The organism is Mycobacterium sp., assembly GCF_040398885.1.
In the GTDB taxonomy this organism is placed as follows: Bacteria; Actinomycetota; Actinomycetes; order Mycobacteriales; family Mycobacteriaceae; genus Mycobacterium.
Map to the genome: position 1 here is coordinate 1 of NZ_JBBATF010000146.1, position 5,897 is coordinate 5,897.

Here is a 5,897-nt window from a genome sequence, read left to right on the forward strand (position 1 = left end):
GAACCGCCAGCCACACGTAGTCGGCGTACTGGATCAGGCTGGTCCACATCTTCTGCCCGTTGACCACGTAGTCGTCGCCGTCCCGCACCGCGGCGGTGCGCAGGTTGGCCAGGTCCGTGCCGGCCTCGGGTTCGGAGTAACCGATGGAGAAGTGAATGTCGCCGGAGGCGATCCGCGGCAGGTAGAACCGCTTCTGCTCCTCGGTGCCGTAGGCCATGATCGTCGGCGCCACGCTGTTGATGGTCAGAAACGGCACCGGGGCGCCGGCGATGGCGGCCTCGTCGGTGAAGATCAACTGGTCCATCGGGGGTCGGGCCGCTCCGCCGTATTCCTCCGGCCAGCCCAGCGCCAGCCAGCCGTCCTTGCCCATCTGGGCGACGGTCTCGCGGTAGATGTTGCCGATGCCGATCTCGCCGCCGGCGGTGGAGGTCAGCGCCTCCTGGCGCTCGGGGGTCATCAGCCGGCCGAAGTACCCGCGCAGCTCGCGGCGCAGCTCTTCCTGCTCCGGGGTGTAACTGATCCGCATCGCCTGCGACCTCCGGTGGTGGTGGGCTGTTCGGCGACCCGCCGACTGATTTCGTTGTAACACGTTCTAGTCTTGGAATCCAGCAGAGGTGGTGACCGGCGACTGGGCGTCGTTGGCCGTATCGTGGGGCCGGAGCACTCGAGGAGGAGCCATGCGCGTCGCCGTTGATCGCGATCGTTGCGAGGGAAATGCCATCTGCGTGGGCATCGCGCCTGATCTGTTCCGGCTCGACGAGGACGAGTACGCCGTCGTGACCGCTGATCCCATCCCCGCCGACAAAGAGGAACTAGCCCTGCAGGCGATCGCCGACTGCCCCCGCGCGGCGCTGATCCGTAAAGACTAGAGGTATTCGCACGTGCCCGAGCCTGACGCAGGATCAGCACCGACCGACCTCTCCGGGCGCGTGGCGGTGGTGACCGGCGCGGCGGCCGGGCTTGGCCGCGCCGAGGCCATCGGACTGGCCCGGTCCGGGGCGACCGTCGTCGTCAACGACATGCCCGCGGCATTGGACGCCTCCGATGTGCTCGACGAGATCGCCCGCGCCGGGAGCAGGGCGGTCGCGGTGCCCGGCGACATCAGCCACCGCGCCACCGCCGACGAACTGATCGCCTGCGCTGAGGGTCTGGGCGGACTGCACGTGGTGGTCAACAACGCCGGCATCACCCGAGACCGGATGCTGTTCAACATGACCGACGAGGACTGGGACGCGGTGATCGCGGTCCACCTGCGCGGCCACTTCCTGTTGACCCGTAACGCCGCCGCCTACTGGCGGGCCCGGGCCAGGGACGCCGGGGGTGGACAAGGCGGCGTGTACGGCCGCCTGATCAACACCTCGTCGGAGGCCGGGCTTTCCGGTCCGGCCGGTCAGGCCAACTACGGGGCGGCCAAGGCGGGTATCACCGCGCTCACCCTGACCGCGGCAAAGGCGCTGGGCCGCTACGGTGTCCGCGCCAATGCGATCTGTCCGCGGGCCCGCACCGCGATGACCGCGGATGTCTTCGGCGAGGCGCCGTCGTCGGCCGGGGGACAGATCGATCCGCTGTCACCCGAACACGTGGTGAGTTTGGTGCGCTTCCTGGCCTCGCCGGCCGCCGCGGAGGTCAACGGGCAGCTGTTCATCGTCTACGGCCCGACCGTGACGCTGATGGCCGCCCCGACCGCCGAGCACCGGTTCCGCGCAGACGGCGATGCCTGGGATCCCGCCGCGTTGAGCGCGGCGATGCACGACTACTTCGCCGACCGCGACGCGGAGAAGTCCTTCGAGGTTGATCTCCGCGCACTCTCGTCGCACGGCGACGGCTCTTAAGCCTTGGTGTGTGCCAACGCGTCGAGAAACGAGCGGGCCCAGCGGTCGACGTCGTTGCTGAGCACCTGACGCCGAAGTGCCCGCATCCGCCGGCCGCCCTCCTCGGGCGGCTGGGTCAGTGCCGCCTCGATGGCATCCTTGACCCCGTCCAGATCATGCGGATTGGTCAGATAGGCCTGGCGCAATTCGGCTGCGGCGCCGGTGAATTCGCTGAGCACCAGGGCGCCGCCGAGGTCGCTGCGGCATGCCACGTACTCCTTGGCCACCAGGTTCATACCGTCCCGCAACGGAGTGACCAGCATGACGTCACTGGCGACGAAGAACGCGATGAGTTCATCCCGCGGCACCGGCCGGTGCAGGTAATGCACCACGGCGTGGCCGACCTCCCCGTACTCGCCGTTGATGTGGCCGACCTGCTGCTCGACCTCGTTTCGCAGAATGCGGTAGCTGTCGACCCGCTCACGGCTGGGTGTCGCCAACTGAACCAGCACGGTGTCGTCGCCCTTGATGCGGCCTTCGGCGAGTAACTCCGAGAAGGCCTTCAGCCGCACGTCGATACCCTTGGTGTAGTCCATCCGGTCGACGCCCAGCAGCAGCTTGCGTGGGCTGCCGAGCTCGCTGCGAATCTGCTTGGCGCGCCGCCGGATTTCACGATTGCGGGCCTTGCGGTCCAATTCGGCGGAGTCGATGGAGATCGGGAACGCTCCCACCCTGATGGTGCGATCACCCAGCCAGGCCTCACCCAGCCGGGACCGCACGCCCACCGTCGCCCGGGTGGTCTCGGCGCCGGCGAGCTGGCGGGCCAGGAAGAGGAAGTTCTGCGCGCCGCCGGCCAGATGGAAGCCCACCAGATCGGCCCCGAGCAGCCCGTCGATGATCTCGGCCCGCCAGGGCAGCTGCATGAACAACTCAACCGGGGGGAAGGGGATGTGCATGAAGAACCCGATGGTCAGATCGGGCCGAAGTTTGCGCAGCATCTTGGGGACCAGCTGCAACTGGTAGTCCTGCACCCACACCGTCGCGCCCGAGGCGGCGGCCCGCGCGGTGGCTTCGGCGAATCGGCGGTTGACGTCGACATAGCGGTCCCACCATTGGCGTTGGTAGATCGGCTTGACGATGACGTCGTGGTAGAGCGGCCAAAGGGTCGCGTTGGAGAACCCCTCGTAGTACTCCTCGATGTCCTCGGCGCTGAGCCGGACCGGAAACAACTGCAAGCCGTCTTCGGTGATCGGATCCTCGGGGCCGTCCACGATCCCCGGCCACCCGATCCAGGCTCCGCGCCGCTTGCGCAGCAACGGTTCCAGCGCGGTCACGAGACCGCCGGGGCTGCGCCTCCAACCGAGGGTCCCGTCCGCCTGGATCTCCATGTCGATCGGCAGCCGGTTGGCGACCACCACGAAATCGGAGTCACCGGAGTCACCGGACGCCCCGGTGGAAGGTTTGGCTCCGGTGGCCCCGCGGGCCACCTACGCCTCGAGCTTTGACGGTCCGATGCCGAGCATGGAGAGGAACACCCGGCACTCGTCGGCGTCGGTGGCGTAGGCGGCGACGACCCGTCGGGCTTGGCGGGCCGTGCTGTCGGCCAGTGGTTCGACTTCGTCGATGTCCGCTGGGGTGGATTTCGCAGGCATGTGTCAACCTTAGTTCACGCCGGGGGTGAAGCAGCAGATCAGCTGCCTTCAGGGGCTGTCGGAAAGGGTGGAGCGGGGCACCACGGCCGGCACCCTGTCCTGGGTTTCCGCGTAGCAGGCGCCGGACATCCAGTATCCGGTGCACGGTGTGCCGTCGAGATTGGGCACCAGGTCGGCCGGCACCCCAGACACGGAGGTGGAACTGTGCTCGTCGGTGTAACGCAGCGGCGCTTCCGGGATCGACTCCTCGGCTGCTTCGCTGCTGGTGACGGGAGCCATGTAGGGCACGCAGTTACCGTCCTGCATGACCTCGCCGTTCTGGCACCCGGCGACACCCCCTCCGGGTGCCGGCGCCGGCGCCGGCACCGGCACCGGCTCGGGGCCGGGGACCGGTTCGGCAAGAGCCGCCGGGGCGATGCCCAGCCACACTGTGGCGGCCAGCGCGGTGGCGGCCGGAATTCCGGTCGGCATGAAGAACGGCACCTCCTTAGCCGGCGACGCCCGGCACGACCGGTTGCAGGCTCACGCCACCGGGATTGTTCTTGCCCTGCTCCAGCCCGATGCACAAGCCGGTGTTGTCGCCGTTGCACGGAATACCATTGACCTCGGGCAATTGGCCGACTTTGCCGGGCTGGCCGGAGGTGACCGCACCCGGCTGCAGGTTGTTGATGCCGGGGTCGACCGGGTTGAACGTGGGGGCGGGCCGATCGGTGACGGGCTTGCAGGCTCCGCTGGCGGGGTCGAGGACCTCGGTGGGCGGGCATTGGGCCACGGCCGGCGCGGCCGGTCCGCGCTCGGTGGCCAGGGCTGCCACCAGGGGCGCGGCCGACACCGCGAGCGCTAAGCCGCCGGCGAGCAGGGCGCGTCGCGCGAGGGACGTCAGAGGTGCCATGTCGGTGTCTCCCTTCAGGTGGGCCCACCCTCGAAGCCCGGTGCAGTGACGGTGATCCTGTTCTGTCGCCGCGACCGGGACGGGTGTTACCGATACTAGTGTGGATCTCGGCGGGTGACCCAACGCGCGGAGGCGGCTGACCACTACCGGGAGGACACCGAATGCAGATCACTTTCGCCGACCGGACCTATCTGGTGACCGGCGGCGGCAGCGGAATCGGATTCGGTGTGGCCGCCGGACTGGCCCGGTCCGGGGCCCGGGTGGTGATCGCCGGCCGCAACGCCGAGAGACTGGCTGCGGTCACCGATCAGATCAACGCCGAGGCGGACGGCGAGGTGCGCGCCCATCCCGCCGACGTCACCGACGAGGAGCAGGTCGCCGCGGCCGTGGCGGCGGCGACCGAGTGGAACGGCCGGTTGCACGGCGTAGTGCACTGCGCCGGCGGATCGGAGACCATCGGGCCGGTCACCCAGATCGACTCGGCGGCCTGGCGCCGCACCGTCGACCTCAACGTCAACGGCACCATGTACGTCCTCAAGCATTCCGCGCGACAGATGGTCCGCGCCGGCGGCGGATCATTCGTCGGCATCTCCTCCATCGCGGCCAGCAACGTGCACCGGTGGTTCGGCGCCTACGGGGTCACCAAGTCCGCCATGGACCACCTGATGATGCTGGCCGCCGACGAGCTCGGGCCGTCGTGGGTGCGCGTCAACGGCATCCGCCCCGGACTGATCCGCACCGACCTGGTTCAGGTCATCCTGGATTCCCCCGAGGTCAGCGAGGACTACCGGCGGTGTACCCCGCTGCCGCGGGTGGGCGAGGTGACCGACGTGGCTAGCATGGCGATGTTCCTGCTGTCCGACGCCGCCGGGTGGGTCACCGGTCAGATCATCAACGTCGACGGCGGACACGGGCTGCGCCGCGGCCCCGACATGTCGGCGATGCTCGAGCCGGTGTTCGGGCCGGACGGCCTGCGTGGCGTCGTCTGAGCCGGCAATGCGCCCCGAGCCTGAGATCCCCGGCCCCGGCCAGGAATCGGTGTGGGACTACCCGCGTCCCCCGCGCCTGGAACGGTTCGACGGCCGGATCACCATCGAACTCGGCGGCGAGGTGGTGGCCGACACCGACACCGGCTGGCGGATTCTGGAAACAAGTCACCCACCCACCTACTACCTGCCGCTCACCGCGTTCCGGAACGGCGTCCTCCGTGAAGCCCCGGGCGCATCGTGGTGCGAGTGGAAGGGGCGGGCGCGCTATTTCGATCTGGTGACCGCCGGCACTCTCGCCCGGAAGGCCGCATGGAACTACCCCGACCCCACGCCCGGTTTCGAGGCGATCGCCGGGGCCGTGGCCGTGATGGCCGGACAAGTCGATCGCTGCACGGTCGACGGTGAGACCGTGACCCCCCAGCCCGGCGGCTTCTACGGCGGCTGGATCACCAGCCGGGTCGTCGGCCCCTTCAAAGGCGGCCCCGGCTCGATGGGCTGGTAGGCCGGCTGGGCCTTTGGTTTCGGCGAAACATCGCCGGCTGGGCCTTTGGTT

9 protein-coding genes are annotated in these 5,897 nt (G+C 69.0%); 4 read left to right on the plus strand and 5 right to left on the minus strand.

Going from position 1 to position 5,897, the window contains the following annotated elements:
• On the minus strand, positions 1-526 hold a 526-nt coding region (locus tag ADBZ5U_RS12820; RefSeq protein WP_526810755.1), incomplete at its 3' end, for an acyl-CoA dehydrogenase family protein.
• 151 nt (positions 527-677) lie between these two features.
• Between ADBZ5U_RS12820 and ADBZ5U_RS12825 the strand changes: the two genes are divergently transcribed.
• Positions 678-869: a ferredoxin gene (locus ADBZ5U_RS12825; RefSeq protein WP_526810757.1), complete on the plus strand. Its 192-nt coding sequence runs from the start codon at positions 678-680 to the stop codon at positions 867-869.
• Positions 870-881: 12 nt separating this feature from the next.
• Positions 882-1,832, plus strand: a complete 951-nt coding sequence (locus ADBZ5U_RS12830) for a 3-oxoacyl-ACP reductase (protein ID WP_526810759.1) — start codon at positions 882-884, stop codon at positions 1,830-1,832.
• Here ADBZ5U_RS12830 and ADBZ5U_RS12835 read toward each other — a convergent pair.
• Genes ADBZ5U_RS12835 through ADBZ5U_RS12850 form a run of 4 tightly spaced genes read right to left on the minus strand, consistent with a single transcriptional unit; the run spans position 1,829 to position 4,355 of the window.
• On the minus strand, positions 1,829-3,298 hold the full coding sequence (locus ADBZ5U_RS12835) for an alpha,alpha-trehalose-phosphate synthase (UDP-forming) (protein WP_526810760.1): 1,470 nt from the start codon (positions 3,296-3,298) through the stop codon (positions 1,829-1,831). The genes ADBZ5U_RS12830 and ADBZ5U_RS12835 overlap by 4 nt on opposite strands.
• Positions 3,299-3,463 carry a hypothetical protein gene (locus ADBZ5U_RS12840; RefSeq protein WP_526810762.1) on the minus strand — a complete coding sequence of 55 codons (165 nt, stop codon included), beginning with the start codon at positions 3,461-3,463 and terminating at the stop codon, positions 3,299-3,301.
• A gap of 48 nt (positions 3,464-3,511) precedes the next feature.
• A complete protein-coding gene (locus ADBZ5U_RS12845) occupies positions 3,512-3,934 on the minus strand; it encodes a hypothetical protein (RefSeq protein ID WP_526810763.1) in 423 nt (140 codons plus the stop codon).
• A 16-nt stretch (positions 3,935-3,950) separates the two neighbouring features.
• Entirely contained in the window at positions 3,951-4,355 is a 405-nt protein-coding gene (locus ADBZ5U_RS12850; RefSeq protein WP_526810765.1) for an intersectin-EH binding protein Ibp1, read from the minus strand.
• A gap of 161 nt (positions 4,356-4,516) precedes the next feature.
• On the opposite strand from ADBZ5U_RS12850, the gene ADBZ5U_RS12855 reads away from it, so the two are divergent.
• Complete coding sequence (locus ADBZ5U_RS12855) at positions 4,517-5,344, plus strand: SDR family oxidoreductase (protein ID WP_526810766.1); 828 nt, start codon at positions 4,517-4,519, stop codon at positions 5,342-5,344.
• A gap of 7 nt (positions 5,345-5,351) precedes the next feature.
• Positions 5,352-5,846 carry a DUF427 domain-containing protein gene (locus tag ADBZ5U_RS12860; protein ID WP_526810767.1) on the plus strand — a complete coding sequence of 165 codons (495 nt, stop codon included), beginning with the start codon at positions 5,352-5,354 and terminating at the stop codon, positions 5,844-5,846.
• The last annotated feature ends 51 nt before the right edge of the window (positions 5,847-5,897 follow it).